The organism is Halomonas beimenensis, assembly GCF_002549795.1.
Lineage (GTDB): Bacteria > Pseudomonadota > Gammaproteobacteria > Pseudomonadales > Halomonadaceae > Halomonas > Halomonas beimenensis.
The window spans coordinates 3,296,408-3,316,520 of the sequence record NZ_CP021435.1; the positions used below are offsets into that span (position 1 = coordinate 3,296,408).

The following is a 20,113-nucleotide window of genomic DNA, read 5'->3' on the forward strand; positions in this document are numbered from 1 at the left end:
CTCATTGGATCAGCGTAGTCGCGACCGACGGGGTCGGCTACAGTACGGGGCGCCGCGAAGCCCCCGACCAGGACGTCCCATGCCGACCGCCGACGACACGCCGCTCTCCGTCAGTGAACTCAACCGCCGCGCCCGCCAGGCGCTGGAGCAGGACGTGGGCGACGTCTGGGTGGAGGGCGAGCTCTCCGGGGTCTCGCGGCCGGCCTCGGGGCATGTCTACTTCACCCTCAAGGACGAGCGGGCCCAGCTGCGCTGTGCGCTCTTCCGCACCCGGGCCCGCTTCGTCGCCGCGCCGCTGCGCGACGGCGATCGCGTCAAGGTGCGCGGGCGGGTCTCGCTGTTCGAGCCCCGCGGCGACTACCAGTTGATCGCCGAGGCCGTGCAGGCGGTGGGCGAGGGCGAGCTGCTGGCGGCCTTCGAGCGCCTGAAGGCCAAGCTCGATGCCGAAGGCGTCTTCGCCAACGCCCGCCCCCTGCCCTACCCGCCCCGCCACCTGCTGGTGCTGACCTCCCCCACCGGGGCGGCGATCCGCGACGTCCTGGCGGTGCTGGCCGCGCGCTGGCCCCTCGTCCAGGTGACCCTGATCCCGGTGCCGGTACAGGGGCGCGAGGCGGCCCCGGCGCTGATCGCCGCGCTGGGCCTGCTCAACCGCCAGTCGGCGCTGGACCCGGCCCGGGACGCCGTCCTGGTGACCCGGGGCGGCGGCAGCCTGGAGGATCTCTGGGCCTTCAACGACGAGCACCTGGCCCGGGCCATCTTCCACTCCCGCCTGCCGGTGATGTCGGCGGTGGGCCACGAGGTGGACGTGACCCTGGCGGACTTCGCCGCCGACCGGCGTGCGCCCACCCCCTCGGCGGCGGCGGAGCAGCTGGTGCCCGATCGCCGCGAGCTGCTGCAGCGTCTCGCGGTGCTGGAGAACCGGCTGCGGCGCGCCCAGCGCGCCCGGCTCGACACCGAGGCCCAGCGGCTGGATCACCTTCGCGCCCGGCTGCGTCATCCCGGCGAGGTGCTGGCCTTCCGCCGCCGCCAGCTGGCGCAGCTGGAGGGGCGCCTGCACCGGGCCATGCGGGTCAGGCTCGAGGCGGCCCGGCACGAGGAGCGCCAATGGCGCCGGCGCCTGGCATTGCGCTCGCCGGAACGGCTACTGGAGCAGGCCGACCGGCGCCTGGGGCTGGCCCGCCAGCGCCTCCACCAGGCCATGCCCCGGGAGCTGGCCCGCCACCGGGAACGGCTCGCCGCCCTGGTCCGGGAGCTGCAGGCGGTGAGCCCGCTGGCGGTGCTGGGGCGGGGCTATGCGATCCTGGAAGACGACGCGGGCCGGGTGATCCGCCGCGCCGACGACGCCCATCCCCGCCAGCGCCTCGACGCCCGATTGGGCGAGGGCCGGCTGCGCCTGGAGGTCCTGGCGCGCCTCGAGGAGCCCTGAGCCGTCGCCTCCCGGGGCGAAACCCGGCATAAGCCACGAACGATATGCCATAAACGACTGTTTGCAGGGCTTTTCTCTTGCCACCCGCCGGCCGGGATGTGCTACTTTCGAAGTCTGTGTCATGCCCGACGCCCCGCCGGGACGTCGGCGCCACGGCTTCGCTCACCGCGGAGCGCCGAGGTATCTTTTTCCCAGACGGAGGCACTGCACCATGTCACTGCGTATCAACGACGTCGTTCCGGACTTCGAGGCCGAGACCAGCGAGGGCCCGATCCGCTTCCACGACTGGATCGGCGACGGCTGGGCGATCCTGTTCTCGCACCCCAAGGACTTCACCCCGGTCTGCACCACCGAGTTCGGCGCGGTGGCCAACCTCAGCGAGGAGTGGAAGAAGCGGGGCACCAAGGTGATCGGCATCTCGGTGGACGGGGTCGAGGACCACAAGGGCTGGATCGGCGACATCGAGAGCTACTGCAAGGGCCGGGTCGACTTCCCGATCATCGCCGACGAGGACCTCAAGGTCGCCAAGCTGTTCGACATGCTGCCCGCCGAGGCCTACCTGCCGGACGGCCGCACCCCGGCCGACAGCGCCACCGTGCGCTCGGTGTTCATCATCGGGCCGGACAAGCAGCTCAAGCTGTCCATGACCTACCCGATGACCGTGGGCCGCAACTTCGGCGAGATCCTGCGCGCCCTGGACGCCCTGCAGGCGACCACCACCAAGGGCATCGCCACCCCGGCGGACTGGACCGTCGGCCAGGACGTGATCATCCCGCCGACGGTCTCCGACGAGGACGCCAAGGCGAAGTTCGGCGAGTTCGAGACCATCTTCCCCTACCTGCGCAAGACCAGGATGCCCAAGTAAGGCTCGATGGACGCGCCGGCATCATGGCCCCCCGCCCCTCGGCGGGGGGCTTGCGTTTTGGGCTCAGCCGGCCGGCTTGAAGGTCGAGGGCTCCAGCTCGTGACGGGCCAGCAGCTTGTAGAAGTCGGTGCGGTTGCGCCCGGCGATGCGGGCGGCCTGGGTGACGTTGCCCTCGGTGATCTTGAGCACCTTGATCAGGTAGCTGCGCTCGAAGCCGGCCCGGGCGTCGTTGAAGGTCGGCAGGGCGTTTTCCTCGGCGGCCAGCGCCTGAGCCACCAGGGCCTCGGGGATCATCGGCGCGCTGGTCAGGGCCACGCACTGCTCCACCACGTTGACCAGCTGGCGCACATTGCCGGGCCAGGCGCTTCCGGCCAGCAGGTTGAGGGCCTCCCGGGAGAAGCCCTTGACGAAGGGCTTGTGCCGGGCGGCGGCCTGGGCCACCAAGTGCTTGGCCAGCAGCGGCACGTCCTCGGCGCGCTCCCGGAGCGGCGGCAGCTTCAGGTTGACCACGTTGAGGCGATAGAAGAGATCCTCGCGGAACTCGCCGTGGTGCATCGCCTGGCCCAGGTCGCGGTGGGTGGCCGAGATCAGCCGCACGTCCACCGGAATCGAGGTGGTGGAGCCCAGCGGGCGGATCTGGCGCTCCTGCAGGGCCCGCAGCAGCTTCACCTGCAGCGGCAGGGGCATGTCGCCGATCTCGTCGAGGAAGAGGGTGCCGCCGTCGGCGGCCTGGAAGAGGCCGCGGTGCTCGCTGATCGCGCCGGTGAAGGCGCCCTTGGCATGGCCGAACAGCTCGCTCTCCAGCAGCTGCTCCGGCAGCGCGCCGCAGTTGATGGCCACGAAGGGCTTGTCGGCGCGGCGGCTGGCCTTGTGAATGGCCTCGGCCATCAGCTCCTTGCCCGATCCCGAGGGGCCGGTGACCAGCACGCTGACGTCGGAGGTGGCCACCATGCGGGCCTGCTCGAGGATGCGCTCCATCTCGGGGCTGCGGGTGATGATCGCCTCGCGCCAGGCGTCGTCGCCGTCCCCGCCGCCGGCGGTGGTCTGGGCCAGGGCTTCCTCGATGGTGGCGAACAGCTCCTCGCGGTCCACCGGCTTGGTCAGGAAGCCGAAGACCCCCTGCCGGGTGGCGCTCACCGCGTCGGGGATCGAGCCGTGGGCGGTGAGGATGATCACCGGCAGGCCCGGCAGGCGGCGCTGGATCTCCTGGAACAGCGCCAGGCCGTCCATCTCGTCCATGCGCATGTCGGAGAGCACCAGATCGGGATGATGGGCGTCCAACCGCTTCAAGGCCTCGCGCCCGCTCTCCGCGGTGGTCACGCGATAGCCCCGGCTCTCCAGCCGCATTCCCAGCAGCTTGAGCAGGCTGGGGTCGTCGTCCACCAGCAGGATATGGGCGCCGGGCGTCGGGGCTTGGGGGCTTGCGCTTGGCGTCATGTCGTGTCTCCGCATTACTCGGTCTGCTGTCGCGAGTTGATGTTGCGTTCGATGGCGGTGAGGGCCTCCAGCTTCTCGACCAGGGCGGCGTTCTCCTCCGCCAGGGCCTCGCGCGACTGGCGGCTCTCGGCCAGGCGCTGGTTCAGCCCGCGGCGCCCTTCCACCTCGTTGAGCCAGTAGCGCAGCAGCGGCTGGAGACGCGGCGGCGCGGCATGGAGATCGGCCTTGAACAGCTCCGAGGCCTGGTCCCACTGGCGCTCGCTGCCCCAGGCCAGGGTCACGGCCCGGGCCAGGCGACGATCGGTGTCCCGGCCCTCCAGGCGGGCGAGCATGTCCTCGCGCCAGGCGCGATCCCCCCGCTGGGAGGCCAGGCCGAAGCCCACCCAGTCGTGGAGCAGGCAGCCGTCGTCGGCGAGATCGGGGATCTCGGCGTAGCAGGTCCCGGCGTCGGACTCCAGCACCACGGGCCCGTCGATCTCGGGGCCCTGGAGGCGCTCCGGCAGCCATTGGCAACCGGCCAGCCAGACCGATGCCAGGCACAGGAGCAGGGGACGTAGGGTCATGTCAGTCGTTCCTTGCGTAGGGCTCCGCCGAGGCGGAGGGCAGTTCTCGGGATTCGGTCGCCGGCGCGGGGCGCGGCAGGGTCAGGCGGAAGCACACCGCCAGGCGGGAGTCGTCGACCAGCGCCAGGGTGCCATGCTGCAGGCGGGCGCAGTCGGCGGCCACGGACAGGCCGATGCCCGAGCCCTTGAGGGCGCCCTTGCGACGGATGCGCCCCTGGTAGAAGGCCTCGAACAGCCGGGGGCGATCCTCCTCGGGAATGGCCTCGCCGCTGTTGGCCACCTCGAGCACCAGGCGGTCGTGCTCGCCGCGGGCGCGGATCTCCAGCTCGCCGCCGTCCTCGCCGTAGGCGATGGCGTTGGAGATCAGGTTGTCGAGGATCCGGGTCGTGGCGGTGCGATCGGCCTGCCAGACCAGGGGGCCGTCGAAGCAGGTCACGACCATGCCCTTCTGGCGCAGGGCCAGGCGATGCTTGGCCAGCACCTCCTTGGCCACGGTGGCGACATCCAGGCGCTCGGTCTCCAGGCGCCGATTGTGCTGCAGCAGGTTGTAGTCCAGCAGTTGCTCGATGAGCTGCTGCAGCTCGCTGCCGCTGGCGTCGATCAACTCGAGGATCTCCCGCTGGTGACCGGTGAGCTCGCCGGCCACGCCGTCGGCCAGCAGGGACGAGCCCTCACGCACGCTGGCCAGGGGGGTCTTGAGCTCGTGGGACATGTGGCGCAGGAACTGCTGCTTCTGTTCCTCCAGCTCGTCGAGCCGGGAGGCCAGCCAGTCGAGGCGCTCATCGAGGCGGACCAGCTCGGCGGGCCCCTGGACCGGCGCGACCCGGGCGTCCTGCCCGCCGCTGCCGATGCCCAGGATGCGCCGCTCGAGCTGTCGCACCGGCCGCACGATCAGCCGGGTGAACAGCAGCATGAGGATCAGGCTCGCCGAGACCAGCGCCGCCGTCTGCCACCACAGCCGGTGCTGGACCGCTTCGGCCTGGACGCGGATGGCATCCAGCCGGTCATCGATGCGCCGGTTGGTGGCGTGGCGCATCGCCTCGGTATGCTCGGCGAAGGGCAGGAAGTCGGTCAGGCGGGCCTCGAACTCCGCCATGGGCAGGTCGGGCAGCTCGGCGAGACGGTCGAGCTGCTCGGACAGGGCCGCGACATCCGGGTCGTCGGGCAGCAGCTCGCGCTGGCGGGCGAGCAGTCGGCGGAACTCGGCCAGCCGCTCGTCGAAGATCTCCAGCAGGCTCTCCTGCTCCACCACGGCGTACTGGCGGGCGCCACGCTCCATCTCCAGGGCCAGCGCTCCCAGGGTCCGGGCTCGCCGGGTCTCCTCCACCGCCTGGCGGGCGCTCTGGTCGGCCAGCCGGGAGAGCTCGGAGAGTGCCTGCCCGGCCTGGAACATCAGCACGGCCAGCGGCAACATCACCATGAGGAAGGCCAGCAGCACCAGCTGCAGCAGCGAGCGGGGGCGCCAGCGTCGGGATACGGCAGAGGTCATGGCCAGGGTTCTAAAGAGGAGCGTGTAGGGGACCGCCATCATTCATGCCCGAGGATACCAGAGTTCGACCGCCCACCCGGCATGGGAGCCCGGACCGGCCGCCAAAAAAAAGGGCCGGCAGAGCCGGCCCAATACGCAGGGAACTGAAGGGTCGGGAAAATCGCCCGGGGTCCGGCCTGGCCCGCCCGTCGACCGACGTTTCCCAAGGGCCGTGAAGGCCCGCGAAGCCAGGGAGAGGCCCGATGCTGCCAGGCGGGGGCTCTCCTCGGGTGGCGAACCACCCTGCTTCGACTCTGGCGGCACCGCCTGGGGCCATGCCGCGCGATTCATCCCCCTTGCCGGGGGAGAGGCATCCATGCCAGGGCATCCGTGCCCTCACGGTACGCGTCCTTGACGTCGTCGGTACCGTCTCATCGCAACCTAAAAGTCACACATCGCTGGAGCAAATGGCGGTCGCCGGAAGCCAGGGGCACAGGGCAGTGTGTTGGCGAGGCTCTCGGCGACCGGAAAGCGGTTCGAGCCGTTTGAACCGCTCCCGCTTGCTCACCCTGAGCATTGCCAACTTCGTGCCAGGAATCCATGGAAATCTTTAATATCAACAACTTAAAAAAACACGGAGACTCGTCCCTTGGCCGCCCTGGCGGCGTTTCGTCCCTCCGGACGGGCGAAACGCCGCCATTTCGTCGCCATATGGCGACGCGACTCATGGGGTGGTCAGAATTGCCTTGGATGACAGTCGGTTATCGTGTCGCTCCGAGGCGACATCGGTATCGGGAACCGGTGCCGCCTGGCGACAGTCGCCCCTCAGGCGAGGGACTTGATCAGTACCTTGGACTGGCGGGCATGATTGTAGGTATCCCGCTTGAGCGGCGGCAGGTCGGCGAGCTCGGCCTGGCGGAAGCCGTGCTCGAAGAACCAGTGGGCGGTATGGGTGGTCAGGGCGAACAGCGCCTCGAGGCCACGTTGCCGGGCCAGGCGCTCGACCTCGCCGAGCAACAGGTCGCCCCTCGCCCCGCCCCGGTAATCGCCGTGCACGGCCACGCAGGCCAGCTCGCCCATGCGAGCGTCCCCGAAGGTATGCAGGGCCGCACAGCCGATCACCATGCCGTCACGCTCGATGACCACATAGTCGTCGATCTCGTATTCCAGGCGCTCCCGGGAACGGGGCACCAGCATGCCGCGACGTTCCAGGGGCTCGAGCAGCTCCAGCAGCCCGCCCACGTCGTCGATCTCGGCCCGGCGCAGCTGCTCGTAACGATGCTGGGTGATCATGGTGCCCACCCCGTCCCGGGTGAACAGTTCGCCGAGCAGGGCGTCATGATCCTGCCAGGACAGCAGGTGGGTGCGAGCCACCCCATGGCGGGCGGCGGCACAGGCCGCCCCCAGGTGACGCGCCAGCTCGCCGCCGGCCGGGGCGCCGGCCAGGCGTGGCTCCGCCTCGGCCGGGGTCAGCTGGCGGCGTAGCCGGCCGGCCTCGTCGAGCAGGCCCGAGGCCTCGCCCAGCAGGATCAGCTTGTCGGCCCCCAGGGCGGTGGCGGTATGGCGCGCCACCTCGGCGGCATCCAGGTCGAAGACCTCGCCGGTGCTGGAATAGCCCAAGGGCGGCAGCAGCACCAGGGAGCCCTGATCCAGCAGGCCGCGGATGGCGGCCTCGCGCACCCGGCGCACCTCGCCACTGCGGTGGAAGTCGATCCCGTCGCGTACCCCCAGGGGCTTGGCCATCACCAGATTGCCCGAGACCACCGTCATCTCCACCCCGTGGAGGGGCGTGTTGGGCAGGCCGAGCGACAGGCGCGCCTCCAGCCACAGGCGCTGCTCGGCGGCCACCCGCTCGACCTCGGCCATGATCGCCTCGTCGGCCACCCAGCGGCCCTGGTGACGCCGCGGCGTGATCCCCGCCCCCACCAGCGCCTGCTGCACCTGGGGACGAATGCCCAGCACCACCACCAGGCGCACGCCCAGCGTATGCAGCAATGCCAGATCCTGGATGAGCTGCTCGCCGCGCCCCTGCACCAGCGCCTCCCCCTCGATCAGGATGACGAAGGTTCGCCCCCGATGGGCATTGATGTAGGGGGAGGAATTGCGGAACCAGTCGACGAAGGGGAAGCGTGTGTCCAAGAGGCACACTCCGGCAGCGGGTGAGGGAAACGGGATAAGGGTTGACTATATCAGAGAGACGAAAACGGCGGCACCATTGCGGTGCCGCAAGCCGCAAGCCGCAAGCCGCAAGCCGCAAGCCGCAAGCCGCAAGCCGCAAGCCGCAAGCCGCAAGCCGCAAGCCGCAAGCCGCAAGCCGCAAGCCGCAAGCCGCAAGCCGCAAGCCGCAAGCCAGATGGTGCGCCCCCCAGAAGCGAAAGGAACCCCGAAGGCCGCATCCTTCGGGGTTCCTTGTAGCTTGCTCCTTGTAGCTTGTAGCTGCCCGAGAGTCACTTGCTACTCGGCGCTCGGCGCCGATTTGACGCCGGCACGAGGCAGGCCTTCCAGCACGCCGGATGCGCCCGCTGCGCGGGCTTATCCGGCCTACGGCTCGGCGCCGATCAGCCGAACATCCCCTTGAACATGAAGAAGAACATGATCGCCAGGCCGGCGCCGGCCGGCAGGGTGATCAGCCAGGACATCACGATGGTGCCGATGACGCGCAGGTTCAGCGCCGCCATGCCGCGGGCCAGGCCCACCCCGAGCACCGCCCCGACCAGGGTGTGGGTGGTGGAGATCGGCAGGCCGGTACCCGAGGCCAGTACCACGGTGGTGGCGGCGGCCAGGGTAGCGGCGAAGCCCCGGCTCGGGGTCAACTCGGTGATGCCGGTGCCCACGGTGGCGATGACCTTGTGGCCGTAGGTGACCAGGCCGACGACGATGCCGCCGCCGCCCAGCACCAGCACCCACCAGGGCACCAGGGAGGCGCCTTCGACGCCGCCGTTGCTGTTCACCACGCTGATCACCGCGGCCAGCGGGCCGACGGCATTGGCCACGTCGTTGGAACCGTGGGCGAAGGCCATGGCGCAGGCGGTGAACAGCATCAGCACGCCGAACACGCGTTCCACCCCGCCGAAGCCGAAGGTGTCGTCCTGGCGCTTCTCGGTGCCGACGCGGCGCTCGAGCAACCCGCCAAGCAGCATCACGCCGAAGCCCAGCACGATGGCGTACAGCAGGCTTTCCCCGAAGCCCAGGTCGAGGCCGACGTGCTTGAGGCCCTTGGTCAGGGTGACCATGGCGACGATGAAGCCGACCAGGAAGACGTACATCGGCACGTAGCGCTTGGCCGCGGCCAGGGGATCGCGGTTCTCGAAGATCAGGTGCTGGACCGACTTGAACAGCATGAAGGCGATGGTCCCGGACATCAGCGGGGACACCACCCAGCTGGCGGCGATCTGGCTGACCTTGGTCCAGCCGATGGCCTCGAGGCCGAGCCCGGCCATGGCGAAGCCGACGATGGCGCCGACGATGGAGTGGGTGGTGGAGACCGGCCAGCCCCGCATGGAGGCGATCAGCAGCCAGGTCGCCGCCGCCAGCAGGGAGGCCAGCATGCCATAGACCAGCAGCTGGGGGTCGTCCTGGAGCAGGGCCGGGTCGATGATCCCCTTGCGGATCGTCTGGGTGACCTCGCCGCCCGCCAGCCAGGCGCCGAGGAACTCGAAGATGACGGCGATGAGGATCGCCTGCTTGATGGTGATGGCCTTGGACCCCACCGAGGTGCCCATGGCGTTGGCCACGTCGTTGGCGCCCACGCCCCAGGCCATGAAGAAGCCGAAGGCACAGGCCAGCAGGATGAAGATGTCACCGTATTGCGCGATGATCGACATAGGACGGTGTCCCTTTTCCGGTCAGAAGGTGGCGGTTGATGGCTCGGGGGATGGCCCGGTCAGTTGGCCGTCATGATCTGAAGGCGGCTGCCGACGCGTTCGGCGCGGTCGGACAGTTCACCGACCCAGTCGATGATCTTGTAGAGGAACATCACGTCCACCGGCGGAAGGCGATCCTCCAGCTCGAAGAGCTGGCGCCGGATGGCGATCTGCTGGTCGTCGGCCTGGTGCTCGAGGACGTGCAGCTCGCGGATCAGCTTCTGCATGACGTCGGAGACGTTGCGACCGAAGCCGGACTCGAGCAGGTCCTTGAGCTCCTCCAGGGCCTCGCGAGCCTGGCCGACGCAGGCCACGGAGGTCTGCATGTAGTCGCGCATCGGCTGGGCCAGCTCCTCGGGCACCTGCATCTTGCGACCGAGCATGATGCCGGTGATGTCGCGGGCCTTGTTGGCGATCTTGTCCTGGACGCTGATCAGGTCCAGGAGGTCGGAGCGCGACACCGGCAGGAAGAGGGTGTTCGGCAGGTTGAGGCGCAGCTCGGTCTTGAGCTCGTCGGCCTCGTGCTCGAGACGGGTGATGGTCTCACGGTGCTCGGCGGCTTCCTGCCAGTCGCCCTTGAGGGTAGCCTCGAAGAACGGCAGGAGCGCCTCGGCACAGTCGTTGACCTTGACGATATGCGCCAGCAGGGGCTGGAATGGCGAGCGACCGAACATCGCGGAGAAGGGATTGGATGTCACCATGGGGCATCTGGGCACTGGGAAATGGCGGCGACAGTATAGAGATCCCCCGGGCCGCCGTCATGAAAAATTCATCTAATCTTCATCCCATCGACATAAGGCGGCCCGTTCATGGCACACGAGATCGAACTCAAGCTGGCCCTCGGGCCTACCGGCCCGGACGCCCTGCGTCACCATCCCCGGCTGGCCGGCCGGCCCCCCCGCACGACCCGCCTGGGCAACACCTACTTCGATACCCCCGACGGCGAGCTGGAGGCCGCACGCATGGCGCTGCGCCTGCGTCATGACGACACCCGGCTGGTCCAGACCCTCAAGACCAGCGGCCAGGGCGGCGGCGGGCTGTCGAGCCGGGGCGAGTGGGAGTGGGAGGTGATGGGGCCGGGCCTCGACCTGGCGCGCCTCGCCGACCTGCCGCCCTTGCAGGCGCTCGGCGAGGGCGTGCTGGGCCGCCTGCTGCCGCGCTTCTCCACCGATTTCTCCCGGGAGACCTGGTGGCTGGAGGACGAGGCCGCCACCATCGAGGTGGCCCTGGACATCGGCGAGATCCGCGCCGACGAGCACAGCACGAGCATTCGCGAGCTGGAGCTCGAGCTCAAGGCCGGCGACGCGGCGGCCGTGCTCGACCTGGCCGAGAGCCTGGCGGAGACGGTGCCGTTGCGCCCCTCGGACACCAGCAAGGCCGCCCGGGGCGCCGCCCTGCTCGCCGGCCGCTGGACGTTGCCGGAAGGCGGCACGGCCAGCGCCTGGCTGCATCGCGCCGTGGTGGCCCTGGACGCCCTGGCCGACACCGGCGAGGACGCCTGGCGCGATGCGGCCCGGGAGGCCTTCCGGCGCCTGGCCGAGACCACGGAGGGTGCGGCCGGCGAGGACGCTCGCCGGCTGGCCAAGGCCCTGGAGCAGCCCCACTGGTTGACCGAGGCCTTCGGCCGAGACGCCCTGGCCCTGGCGCGACGCCTGCCGGGACGGGTCGCGCTGGGCTGAGCCACCGACCAAGGACCCTGCCGTGAACCACGAGCATCTCAAGCCCGCCGCGGAGGGCCTGCGCACGCGGGTCTTCCAGATCATCTTCGAGTCCGACACGCCGCTGGCCAAGGGCTTCGACATCGCCCTGATCGGGGCGATCCTCACCAGCGTGCTGGTGGTGATGCTGGAGAGCATCCCCAGCCTGCGGACCGACTACGGTACCTGGTTCATCCGCCTGGAGTGGGGCTTCACCCTGCTGTTCACCTTCGAGCTGGCGGTGCGCCTGTACTGCCTGGAGCGCCCCTGGCAGTACCTCAGGAGCTTCTACGGCATCATCGACCTGGTGGCCATCCTGCCCACCTGGCTGGCCCTGGTCCTGCCGGGGGCGCAATCCCTGGTGGTGGTGCGCCTGCTGCGCACCCTGCGCATCTTCCGGGTGCTGCGGCTGATGGAATTCGTCGGCGAGGGCCGGCTGCTGATCGGGGCGCTGGTCCGCAGCAGCCACCAGATCTTCCTCTTCCTGTTCACCGTCTTCATGCTGGTGACCATCTTCGCCTCCCTGGTCTACCTGATCGAGCCCGAGGAAGCCGGCTTCACCAGCATCCCCACCGCCATCTACTGGGCCGTGGTGACCCTGACCACGGTGGGCTACGGCGACATCACCCCGGTGACCCCGCTGGGCCAGGCGATCTCGGTGATGGTGATGCTGATCGGCTACTCGATCATCGCCGTGCCGACCGGGGTGTTCTCCGCCGAGGTGATCCGCTCGATCCGCGCCGACCGCTATTCCGACGAGGCCTGCCCGGGCTGCGGCTACGACCGCCACGAGAAGGACGCCCGCTACTGCCTGCGCTGCGGCACCTGGTTGGACGAGGATACGCAGGATCCGCGCCTCGAGGGGGCGTCCGGAGAGGACGACGACGGGGAAGGGACACCGCCGGACGCCTCCTGATCCGGCGGTGCAGGACTCACTCCTGGAAGGGCGCGACGTCCCCCCGGCCCTCGCGGACCACCCTGGGCGGCAGCTCGCGCAGGTCGATGACGCTGGTCGGCTCGAGATGACAGGCCCCGCCGTCGATGATCAGGTCCAGGTGGGCCCCGTAGCGGTCGCGGATGTCCTCGGCGTCGGTCATCGGCAGGGCCTCGTCCTCGGGGATCAGGGTCACGCTCATCAGCGGCTCGCCCAGGGCGTCGAGCAGCGACCGGGTGATCTGGTGGTCCGGCACCCGCACGCCGATGGAGCGCCGCTTGGGATGCAGCAGCAGCCGGGGCACCTCGGTGGTGGCCTGGAGGATGAAGGTGTAGGGCCCGGGGGTGTGGGCCTTGAGCAGGCGAAAGACGGCGTTGTCCACCTTGGCATAGGTCCCGATCTCGGACAGGTCCGAGCACACCAGGGTGAAGTTGTGCTTGTCATCCAGGGCCCGCAGCCACTTGATGCGTTCCACGGCCTTCTTGTCCCCCAGGTGGCAGCCGAGGGCATAGCCGGAGTCGGTGGGATAGGCGATCACGCCGCCGTCGCGGATGATCTGCACCGCCCGGTCGATGAGGCGCTTCTGGGGGTTGTCGGGATGGATCTGGAAGAACTGGCTCATGGGCGCTCCCTGTTCTCGATCGTGAAAGGTGGGCCTCAGGCCGCGGGGGTCGCCTCGCCGCGCCAGGCGGCCAGGCGCGGATGGGTCCAGACCGGGGCCACCGCGGTGCGCGGCACCGGGCTCATGGTTCCCGGCGACAGGTGGCCACCGGGGAAGTGGAAGTCGCTGCCCACCGAGGCCAGCAGGTCCCGCTCCTGGAGCTGACGGGCCAGGTCCCGCGTGACGTCGGGATTCTGGAAACCGCTGACCAGCTCGGCGGCCTGGCCCCCGGCCTCGCGGAAATCGTCCAGCAAGAGGCCGCGCTTGCGCCGGGTGAGCTTGTGTCGCAGGGGATGCGCGAGCACGGCCACCCCGCCGGCCGCCAGGATCCAGGCCACCGCCTCGGAGAGGTAGGGCCAGTGGGCCTTGACGTCGCCGACCTTGCCGTTGCCCAGGTACTTGGCGAAGGCCGCCGCGGTGTCCGGGACCAGCCCCGCCGCCACCAGGGCTCGGGCGAAGTCGGGACGCCCCAGGGGACGGTCCGATCCCGCCTGCGCCCGGGCGCGGGCCAGGGCATCGTCGAGGCCGATCTTCTCCAGCCGCTCGGCGATCGTCGCCGAGCGGCGCTCCCGGGCCTCGGCCTGGGCGACGAGACCGTCGCGCAGCCGCCCCCGGGGCCCCTCCGGCAGCAGCCCCACCACGTGGATATTGATGCCCCGCCACTGGGTGGAGAGTTCGGTGGCGGGCAGCACCGCGACCCCCGCCAAGGCCCCGGCCTGCCGGGCCGCGGCGACGCCTGCCATGGTGTCATGGTCGGTCAGCGCGATATGGGTCAGGCCCCGCTGGCCGCATAGCCGCACCAGGGCCTCGGGCGGGAGAGCCCCGTCCGAGGCGGTGGAATGCATGTGCAGGTCGATGGTGAGGGGCTCGCCCTCGAAGCGCACGGGAAGTGCTGTCATTGGCATGACGCCGGCAGGTGACTTTGTCAGAATAGCGTCCATGGTGCTCGCCCGACCCACCCCGGTCAACCGAGCCCGCTCGCCCAGGCGGCGCGAGCCGCCTTCTCCCGGCAAGCCCTCATGCCGGGTGACTCGCGGCACAGGGACGTGCCGCCGCCGGCCATCAGGCCGGCGCGAGCCCGCGACCCGCCGTCAGATCCAGGCCTCTGCGCCCGTGTGGCGCGGGCGACGATCCAAGCGGCCAGGACGGCCGACTGGTTCGACAGGTCAATAGCCGAGGACATCCCGAGATGCTCTACGCCATCATCAGTGAAGATGCGAACGACAGCCTGGAGCGGCGTCTGGCCGCCCGTCCCGACCACCTGGCTCGCCTCGAGCAGCTGCGTGACGAGGGGCGCCTGGTCCTGGCCGGCCCCCATCCGGCCATCGACAGCGAGACCCCCGGCGAGGCCGGGTTCACCGGCAGCCTGGTGGTCGCCGAGTTCGAGGACCAGGCCAGCGCCCAGGCCTGGGCCGACGCCGATCCCTATGTCATCGCCGGCGTCTACGCCAGGGTGGTGGTGAAGCCCTTCAAGAAGGTTCTGCCCTAGGGCAGCGTCGATTCATTACTGCGCTCGATATCTTGGCCGCCGGCGGTACTCAACTTCCTCATTTACTGCCGTGTAAACTCCGGAGTTTCCGTTCCGGCGGCGACCAACCTATCTTCGCTCGTGACATGACTCGAAGCTGCCCGGATCGTCCCATTACCTTGAGTTATCCACCGGAGGTTTCCCACAGCATCTGTGGATAACATTGTTGAAACGCCGCGGACCCCTTGCGCCAGCCCAGTGGCGAAGGCGCCGCGGCGAGATCGATCAATTCTTGACCAACCGCATCCTGCCGGAGCCCGCCTTGATCGCCCATGACGCCCTGCCACCGCTGGCCGGCCTGGAGCTCGCCCGTCTCGACTGGCGCCAGGACGACAGCGGCGAGAGCGCTCCGCACTCCGCCGCCTTCGACGACGTTTACTTCTCGCGCCACGACGGCCGCGCCGAGACCGAGCATGTCTTCCTCGCCGCCAATCGCCTACCCGAGCGGTTCGGGGCCTGGCGCGAGGCGCGCCCCTTCGTGGTCGGCGAGACCGGCTTCGGCACCGGCCTCAACATGCTCTGCGCCTGGGCCTGCTTCGACGCCCATGCGCCGCCGGACGCCAGGCTGCACCTTGTCTCCACCGAGAAGTACCCGCTGGCCCGGGAGGATCTCGCCCGGGCGCTCGCCACCTGGCCGGACCTGGGCGGGCGGGCCGCGGCGCTGCTCGCCCAGTGGCCGGAGCCGGTGGCCGGCGTCCACCGGCTCTGGCTTGACGACCGGGTGACCCTGGACCTGCACTTCGGCGACACCGTGGAGCGGCTGCGCCTGCTCGACGGTCGGGTCGACGCCTGGTTCCTGGACGGCTTCGCTCCGGCCAAGAACCCCGAGATGTGGCGGCCCGAACTGTTCACCGCCATGGCCGAGCGCTCGCGCCCTGGGGCGACCTTCGCCACCTTCACCTGCGCCGGGGTGGTCAAGCGCAGCCTGAGGGCCGCCGGCTTCGTCTGGCGCAAGGTCCCCGGCTTCGGACGCAAGCGCGAGATGCTGGCCGGCGAGATCCCCGCCCCCCCGCTGGATGGCCGGCGGACCGCCACCCCCTGGTTCACCCCGCCGGCCCCGGCGGCGGCCGAGCGGGTGGCGGTGATCGGGGCCGGGATCGCCGGAACCGCCACCGCGGCCGCCCTGGCCCGGCGCGGGGTGACGGTGACCCTCATCGACCGGGAAGGCCCCGGTGCCGGGGCCTCCGGCAATCCCCAGGGCGCCCTCTACGTGAAGCTCGCCGCCGAGACCAACCTCCAGAGCCGAACCTACCTGGCGGGCCTGCTGCACAGCCGGCGCTGGCTCGAGGCCCTGGATCCGGCGCGCCGTCTCTGGTCGCCCTGCGGGGTCCTGCAACTGGCCACCACCGAGCGCGAGGCCCGGCGCCAGGCGCGCTTCCTCGCCCATCATCCCCTGCCGGCGCGCGTGGTGCGGGCCGTGTCGGCGGCCGAGGCCAGTCGGCTCGCCGAGATGGCGATCGAACATGGCGGCCTGGACTACCCCCTGGCCGGCTGGGTGCGCCCCGATGCCCTCTGCGAGCGCCTGGCGGCCACGCCAGGGGTGACCCTGGTGCGCGCCGAGGTCACCGAGCTCATCCCTGGCGAGGCGGGCTGGTGCCTGGACCTCGACGCTCCCGCGGGTCGCCGACGGCTCGAGGTCGACCAGGTAGTGATCGCCGCGGCGACAGGCTCCGATCGCTTTCCCCAAGCCGCCGCCCTGCCGCTGCAGGCGGTGCGCGGCCAGGTCTCGCGCCTGCGCCTGCCCGAGGACGCGCCGGCCCCGTCCCGGGTGGTCTGCGCCGGCGGCTACGTGATGCCGCCGCTGGACGGCATCCTGACCTTCGGCGCCACCTTCGCCCCCAGGGAGACCGACGAGGCCGTCCTCGAGGCGGACCATGCCGCCAACCTGGCCGAGCTCGCGCGCACCCTGCCGAGCTATGCCGAGGCGCTGGCCGGGGCCGGCATCGACCTCGCCCCGGAGCGCCTCGAGGGCCGCGCCGCCGTGCGCGCCGCCAGCCCGGACAAGTCGCCCTATGCCGGGCCGGTGCCCGATGCCGAGGCCTGGCGGACCGACTACGCCCCCCTGGCCAAGGACGCCACCCGGGTGCCGGACCTCCCCGGCCGGCACTGCTCGGGGCTGTGGATCAACGCCGCCCATGGCTCCCGGGGGCTGGCCAGTGCGCCGCTGTGCGCGGAGGTGCTCGCCTCGCGGATCTGCGACGAGCCCCTGCCCCTGGAAGTCCCGCTGGTCGATCATCTCCACCCGGGCCGGCGGCTGATTCGCGAGCTGATTCGTGGACAGTGAGCTCCCCCTCCGACTCGGGAAGGGCTGATTTATTGCTGCGCTCGACGACCCACAGGGAGGTGGGAAGTGCGTGGGGTCGTAGGGAACGACCCTAGGGATCCTGGCCGCCGGCGGTACTCGCGCGCGAGCCCGGTCAACATCCTCATTTACCGCTGTGTAAACTCCGGTGTTGACTCGAAACCTTCGGTTTCTCGCCCCTGCGGGGCCGTCCTTCGGACGTTCTCTCCGCTTCGCTGCGAGTGCCGTTCCGGCGTCAGCCAGCCTCTCGTCGCTCGCGACATAAATCAGCGATTCCCTTGATCTCGGCGCGGGAGCCCATTACAGCTTTGTGCATGGGCCGTCGTCCCGGCGATGACGGATCGCATGGCCAGGAGGCCGAGGATGCAAGTCAAGCGGTGGCGAGGGAGGCGAGCGCTGGCCGGCGGACTGCTGCTGGCCCTGGCCGGCTGCGGCGAGCCCCCGGCCGGACTGCCGGGTACCCTGGAATGGGATCGCCTGGCCCTGCCCGCCGAGGCCTCCGAGCCGGTGCGGCGCTGGGCCGTCGAGGAGGGGGAACGCGTGGCCCCGGGCCAGGTGCTGCTGGAGCTCGACGGCCGACGCCTCGAGGCGGAACTGGCGAGCGCGCGCGGCGAACTCGCCGAGGCCGAGGCCCGTCTCGCCGAGCTGCGACGGGGCCCCCGCCCCGAGCCCCTAGCGGCCGCCCGCGCCGAGCTCGACCGGGCCCTGGCGGAGCTGACCCTGGCCGAGACGACCTTCCGGCGCCGCCAGGCGCTCTTCGAGCGCGGCGCCATGGCGGAGGATGCCCGGGACATCGCGCGGGCCGAGCGGGATCGCCGACGGGCCGAGGCCGCCGCGGCACGGGCCCGGCTGGCCGAGCTCGAGGCCGGCACCCGCCGCGAGCGACTGGACCAGGCCGAGGCCGCGGTGGCCCGGGCTCGCCACCGGGTCGAGCGGCTGCGCCTCGACCGGGCGCGGCTGGTGGTGCGGGCGCCGCGGGAAGGGCGGGTCGACGCCCTGCCCTTCCCTCCCGGCGACCAGCCGCCGGCCGGCGCCACGGTGGTCAGCCTGCTGGTCGGCGAGGCCCCCTATGCGCGCTTCTTCGTCCCGGTGGACCGCCGCACCGAGCTGCAGCCGGGCGCTGCCATGCGCGTGCGGGTCGAGGGGATCGCCGAGCCCTTCCCCGCGCGCCTGATCCATGTCCGCCAGGAAGCCGCCTTCACCCCCTTCTATGCGCTGAGCGGCGAGGCCGCCAGCCGGCTGGTCTATCGCGCCGAGGCCCGCCTGGAGGGGCAAGCGGCCCGGACGCTGCCGGCCGGCCTGCCGGTGCGCGTGGAGCCGGACGATGACGCCCGCTGAGGCCGTCCCGGTGATCCGTACCCGGGGCCTGGCCAAGCGCTTCGGCGAGCTGACGGCCGTGGAGGCGCTGGATCTGACCATCCGGCGCGGCGAGGTCTACGGCTTCCTGGGCCCCAACGGCTCGGGCAAGTCGACCACCCTGCGCATGCTCTGCGGCCTGCTGCGTCCCTCCCGGGGCGAGGTGGAGGTGCTCGGCCACTCCCTGCCCGGCGGCGCCGAGGGCCTCAAGCGGCGGCTGGGCTACATGACCCAGAGCTTCTCGCTGTACCGCGACCTGAGCGTTCGCGAGAACCTGGCCTTCCTGGCCGCCGTGCACGAGCTGCCGCGCCGCGAGACCCGGCAACGGCTGTCGGCGCTGCTGCAGCGCTATCGGCTCGAGGCCTTCCGGGACCGCCTGGCGGGCACCCTGAGCGGCGGCGAGCGCCAGCGCCTGGCACTCGCCGCGACCGTGCTCCACCGCCCCGACCTGCTGCTGCTCGACGAACCCACCAGCGCCGTGGACCCGCAATCGCGCCGTGACTTCTGGGAGTCGCTGTTCGAGCTGGCCGATGCCGGCACCACCGTGCTGGTCTCCACCCATTACATGGACGAGGCCGAGCGCTGCACCCGCCTGGCGATCCTCGACCGCGGTCGGCTGGTCGCCGACGACAGTCCCCAGGCGCTGATGCGTGACCTGCCCGGTCGGCCGCTGCGAGTGGAGGTCGATCGTCCCCGGGGGGCGCGTCGCCTGCTGGAAGCCACTCCGGGGGTGCTGGGGGCGGCCCAGATCGGCAGCGCACTGCGCCTGCTGGTCGCCTCCGCCACCGCCCCGGAGACGATCGAGGCCCGCCTGCGCGAGGCCGGCTTCTCGGCCCAGGTGACGCCGGATGCGGTCAACCTCGAGGACGTCTTCGTGGCCGCCACCCGTCGCGACCGGGAGGCCCGGCCATGAGGGCGCGCCGGCTGCTGGCCATCGTGATCAAGGAGCTGCGCCAGCTGCGCCGCGACCGCCTGACCTTCGCCATGATCGTCGGCATCCCGGTGATGGAGCTGGTGCTGTTCGGCTATGCGATCAACCTGGACGTACGGGGCCTGGAGGCGGTGGTGGTCGACCAGGCCGATACCGCCCGCTCCCGGGAGCTGGTGGCCCAGCTCGAGGCGACCCAGGTGATCACCCTGGAACGGCGGGCGGCGACGCCGCAGGCGGTGGACGAACTGCTGCGCCGGGGCGTGGTCGACGTGGGGCTGGTGCTGCCCGTCGACTTCGAGGCCCGGCTCGAGCGTGGCGACCGGCCGCCGGTCCAGCTGATCGTCGACGGCGCCGACCAGGCGGTACAGGCCGCCGCCCGGCAGCTGCGGCACTTCCCGGTACCGGATGCCGCCGGCTGGACGGCGCGGGTCGAGCCGGTCGAGGTGGTGAACTACTACAATCCCGAGCGCCGCGCACCGATCAACACCGTCCCCGGGCTGATCGGCGTCATCCTGACCATGACCCTGGTGCTGTTCACCGCCATCGCCCTGGTTCGCGAGCGCGAGAACGGCAACCTGGAGATGCTGATCGCCACCCCGTTGTCCCGATGGGAACTGACGCTCGGCAAGGTACTGCCCTTCGTGGCCATCGGCCTGGTCCAGGTGACGGTAGTGCTGGGGCTGGGCCGCTGGCTGTTCGGGGTCCCGTTGCGCGGCAGCCCCGCCGATCTCTACCTGGCCTCGCTGGTGTTCATCCTGGCGAGCCTGTCGCTCGGCATCTTCCTCTCGACCCTGGCGCGCAGCCAGTTCCAGGCCATGCAGATGGCCATCTTCACCTTCCTGCCGCAGATCCTGCTCTCGGGCTTCATGTTCCCCTTCGCCGGCATGCCCCGACTCGCCCAGTGGCTGGCCGAGCTGCTGCCGCTGACCCACTTCCTGCGCCTGGTCCGGGGCATCATGCTGCGCGACGCCGGCCTGCTGGAACTTTGGCCGGCGGTGGCGGCCCTGGCGGCCTTCACGGCGATCCTGCTGGGCCTGGCGGTGTCGCGCATGCACAAGCGGCTGGACTAGCCCCGCCGCCTG

17 protein-coding genes are annotated in these 20,113 nt (G+C 70.8%); 9 read left to right on the plus strand and 8 right to left on the minus strand.

What is annotated here, in order from left to right:
- Positions 1 to 79: 79 nt before the first annotated feature.
- Together xseA and BEI_RS15335 are read left to right on the plus strand one after the other, a co-directional pair.
- Positions 80 to 1,426 (plus strand): exodeoxyribonuclease VII large subunit, encoded by a 1,347-nt coding sequence (gene xseA / locus BEI_RS15330; protein ID WP_097790338.1) that lies wholly within the window; start codon positions 80 to 82, stop codon positions 1,424 to 1,426.
- A gap of 211 nt (positions 1,427 to 1,637) precedes the next feature.
- On the plus strand, positions 1,638 to 2,291 hold the full coding sequence (locus BEI_RS15335) for a peroxiredoxin (protein WP_097790339.1): 654 nt from the start codon (positions 1,638 to 1,640) through the stop codon (positions 2,289 to 2,291).
- A 63-nt stretch (positions 2,292 to 2,354) separates the two neighbouring features.
- Here the strand turns inward: BEI_RS15335 and glrR are convergent, their stop codons facing one another.
- The 6 genes from glrR to BEI_RS15365 form a co-directional block, all read right to left on the minus strand.
- Entirely contained in the window at positions 2,355 to 3,728 is a 1,374-nt protein-coding gene (gene glrR / locus BEI_RS15340; protein WP_097790340.1) for a two-component system response regulator GlrR, read from the minus strand.
- 14 nt (positions 3,729 to 3,742) lie between these two features.
- Positions 3,743 to 4,291 carry a hypothetical protein gene (locus BEI_RS15345; RefSeq protein WP_097790341.1) on the minus strand — a complete coding sequence of 183 codons (549 nt, stop codon included), beginning with the start codon at positions 4,289 to 4,291 and terminating at the stop codon, positions 3,743 to 3,745.
- A 1-nt stretch (position 4,292) separates the two neighbouring features.
- The gene (locus BEI_RS15350) at positions 4,293 to 5,780 is read right to left on the minus strand and encodes an ATP-binding protein (RefSeq protein ID WP_097790342.1); all 1,488 of its coding nucleotides are present in this window, start codon (positions 5,778 to 5,780) and stop codon (positions 4,293 to 4,295) included.
- An 804-nt stretch (positions 5,781 to 6,584) separates the two neighbouring features.
- A complete protein-coding gene (gene argA / locus BEI_RS15355; protein WP_097790343.1) occupies positions 6,585 to 7,898 on the minus strand; it encodes an amino-acid N-acetyltransferase in 1,314 nt (437 codons plus the stop codon).
- 419 nt (positions 7,899 to 8,317) lie between these two features.
- Positions 8,318 to 9,583, minus strand: coding sequence for an inorganic phosphate transporter (locus BEI_RS15360; protein WP_097790344.1), 1,266 nt, complete (start codon positions 9,581 to 9,583; stop codon positions 8,318 to 8,320).
- Between the two features lie 59 nt (positions 9,584 to 9,642).
- Positions 9,643 to 10,323, minus strand: coding sequence for a TIGR00153 family protein (locus BEI_RS15365; RefSeq protein ID WP_097790345.1), 681 nt, complete (start codon positions 10,321 to 10,323; stop codon positions 9,643 to 9,645).
- A 108-nt stretch (positions 10,324 to 10,431) separates the two neighbouring features.
- Between BEI_RS15365 and BEI_RS15370 the strand changes: the two genes are divergently transcribed.
- Together BEI_RS15370 and BEI_RS15375 are read left to right on the plus strand one after the other, a co-directional pair.
- Positions 10,432 to 11,301: a CYTH domain-containing protein gene (locus BEI_RS15370; RefSeq protein WP_097790346.1), complete on the plus strand. Its 870-nt coding sequence runs from the start codon at positions 10,432 to 10,434 to the stop codon at positions 11,299 to 11,301.
- Between the two features lie 22 nt (positions 11,302 to 11,323).
- Positions 11,324 to 12,235, plus strand: coding sequence for an ion transporter (locus BEI_RS15375; RefSeq protein WP_097790347.1), 912 nt, complete (start codon positions 11,324 to 11,326; stop codon positions 12,233 to 12,235).
- 16 nt (positions 12,236 to 12,251) lie between these two features.
- Here the strand turns inward: BEI_RS15375 and BEI_RS15380 are convergent, their stop codons facing one another.
- Together BEI_RS15380 and BEI_RS15385 are read right to left on the minus strand one after the other, a co-directional pair.
- A complete protein-coding gene (locus tag BEI_RS15380) occupies positions 12,252 to 12,875 on the minus strand; it encodes an L-threonylcarbamoyladenylate synthase (protein WP_097790348.1) in 624 nt (207 codons plus the stop codon).
- 35 nt (positions 12,876 to 12,910) lie between these two features.
- The gene (locus tag BEI_RS15385) at positions 12,911 to 13,819 is read right to left on the minus strand and encodes a PHP domain-containing protein (RefSeq protein WP_097790349.1); all 909 of its coding nucleotides are present in this window, start codon (positions 13,817 to 13,819) and stop codon (positions 12,911 to 12,913) included.
- 284 nt (positions 13,820 to 14,103) lie between these two features.
- Between BEI_RS15385 and BEI_RS15390 the strand changes: the two genes are divergently transcribed.
- The 5 genes from BEI_RS15390 to BEI_RS15410 all read left to right on the plus strand — a co-directional run bounded on the left by BEI_RS15390 (position 14,104) and on the right by BEI_RS15410 (position 20,101).
- Positions 14,104 to 14,403 (plus strand): YciI family protein, encoded by a 300-nt coding sequence (locus BEI_RS15390; protein ID WP_097790350.1) that lies wholly within the window; start codon positions 14,104 to 14,106, stop codon positions 14,401 to 14,403.
- Between the two features lie 271 nt (positions 14,404 to 14,674).
- Positions 14,675 to 16,726: a bifunctional tRNA (5-methylaminomethyl-2-thiouridine)(34)-methyltransferase MnmC2/FAD-dependent 5-carboxymethylaminomethyl-2-thiouridine(34) oxidoreductase MnmC1 gene (gene mnmC / locus BEI_RS15395; RefSeq protein WP_379802278.1), complete on the plus strand. Its 2,052-nt coding sequence runs from the start codon at positions 14,675 to 14,677 to the stop codon at positions 16,724 to 16,726.
- A gap of 381 nt (positions 16,727 to 17,107) precedes the next feature.
- Positions 17,108 to 18,082 (plus strand): HlyD family secretion protein, encoded by a 975-nt coding sequence (locus BEI_RS15400; protein ID WP_097790351.1) that lies wholly within the window; start codon positions 17,108 to 17,110, stop codon positions 18,080 to 18,082.
- Positions 18,069 to 19,013 (plus strand): ABC transporter ATP-binding protein, encoded by a 945-nt coding sequence (locus BEI_RS15405; RefSeq protein WP_227644500.1) that lies wholly within the window; start codon positions 18,069 to 18,071, stop codon positions 19,011 to 19,013. The genes BEI_RS15400 and BEI_RS15405 overlap by 14 nt, the downstream gene beginning before the upstream one ends.
- The gene (locus BEI_RS15410) at positions 19,010 to 20,101 is read left to right on the plus strand and encodes an ABC transporter permease (protein WP_097790352.1); all 1,092 of its coding nucleotides are present in this window, start codon (positions 19,010 to 19,012) and stop codon (positions 20,099 to 20,101) included. The genes BEI_RS15405 and BEI_RS15410 overlap by 4 nt, the downstream gene beginning before the upstream one ends.
- Positions 20,102 to 20,113 lie beyond the last annotated feature (12 nt).